The 1861-nt window shown below is 55.0% G+C and carries 1 rRNA gene; it reads left to right on the plus strand.

Annotated features, from left to right (window positions below):
- Positions 1-191 precede the first annotated feature (191 nt).
- Positions 192-1716 (plus strand): 16S ribosomal RNA (locus AB0313_RS21940).
- Positions 1717-1861 lie beyond the last annotated feature (145 nt).

Genomic DNA, 1861 nt, shown 5'->3' on the forward strand with positions numbered 1-1861 from the left:
TGTGTCTGTTGTTTGAGAACTCAATAGTGTGCCAAGTTTGTTGATACCGATTATGTATGTAATTGGTTGAATTTGCCGAATCGTGCCGCCCCTGTGGTATTGGTTTGGTGTTTTTGGCTGGTTTCAAATTTTGTGCAGCCTGGTTCCGCGTTATTTCCGTGGTTCTTGGTTGTGTCTGTTTTTGTTTTACTTCAACGGAGAGTTTGATCCTGGCTCAGGATGAACGCTGGCGGCGTGCTTAACACATGCAAGTCGAACGATGAACCGGTGCTTGCACTGGGGATTAGTGGCGAACGGGTGAGTAACACGTGAGTAACCTGCCCTTGACTCTGGGATAAGCCTGGGAAACTGGGTCTAATACCGGATATGACCTTCCATCGCATGGTGGTTGGTGGAAAGCTTTTGTGGTTTTGGATGGACTCGCGGCCTATCAGCTTGTTGGTGGGGTAATGGCCTACCAAGGCGACGACGGGTAGCCGGCCTGAGAGGGTGACCGGCCACACTGGGACTGAGACACGGCCCAGACTCCTACGGGAGGCAGCAGTGGGGAATATTGCACAATGGGCGCAAGCCTGATGCAGCGACGCCGCGTGAGGGATGACGGCCTTCGGGTTGTAAACCTCTTTCAGTAGGGAAGAAGCGTAAGTGACGGTACCTGCAGAAGAAGCGCCGGCTAACTACGTGCCAGCAGCCGCGGTAATACGTAGGGCGCAAGCGTTATCCGGAATTATTGGGCGTAAAGAGCTCGTAGGCGGTTTGTCGCGTCTGCCGTGAAAGTCCGGGGCTCAACTCCGGATCTGCGGTGGGTACGGGCAGACTAGAGTGATGTAGGGGAGACTGGAATTCCTGGTGTAGCGGTGAAATGCGCAGATATCAGGAGGAACACCGATGGCGAAGGCAGGTCTCTGGGCATTAACTGACGCTGAGGAGCGAAAGCATGGGGAGCGAACAGGATTAGATACCCTGGTAGTCCATGCCGTAAACGTTGGGCACTAGGTGTGGGGGACATTCCACGTTTTCCGCGCCGTAGCTAACGCATTAAGTGCCCCGCCTGGGGAGTACGGCCGCAAGGCTAAAACTCAAAGGAATTGACGGGGGCCCGCACAAGCGGCGGAGCATGCGGATTAATTCGATGCAACGCGAAGAACCTTACCAAGGCTTGACATGAACCAGACCGGGCTGGAAACAGTCCTTCCCCTTTGGGGTTGGTTTACAGGTGGTGCATGGTTGTCGTCAGCTCGTGTCGTGAGATGTTGGGTTAAGTCCCGCAACGAGCGCAACCCTCGTTCTATGTTGCCAGCACGTGATGGTGGGGACTCATAGGAGACTGCCGGGGTCAACTCGGAGGAAGGTGGGGACGACGTCAAATCATCATGCCCCTTATGTCTTGGGCTTCACGCATGCTACAATGGCCGGTACAAAGGGTTGCGATACTGTGAGGTGGAGCTAATCCCAAAAAGCCGGTCTCAGTTCGGATTGGGGTCTGCAACTCGACCCCATGAAGTCGGAGTCGCTAGTAATCGCAGATCAGCAACGCTGCGGTGAATACGTTCCCGGGCCTTGTACACACCGCCCGTCAAGTCACGAAAGTTGGTAACACCCGAAGCCGGTGGCCTAACCCCTTGTGGGAGGGAGCTGTCGAAGGTGGGACTGGCGATTGGGACTAAGTCGTAACAAGGTAGCCGTACCGGAAGGTGCGGCTGGATCACCTCCTTTCTAAGGAGCACCTACAACTATCCATCACGAACGCATGTTGGTGGTGTGGTGTTGTCAGGAGTAACAGCCCGTTGCACGGACGCTCGTTTCGTGGCGGGTGCTCATGGGTGGAATATCAACAAATAGGTGCCTGGTGGCACGGATC

The organism is Pseudarthrobacter sp. NPDC080039 (assembly GCF_040702335.1).
In the GTDB taxonomy this organism is placed as follows: Bacteria; Actinomycetota; Actinomycetes; order Actinomycetales; family Micrococcaceae; genus Arthrobacter; species Arthrobacter enclensis_A.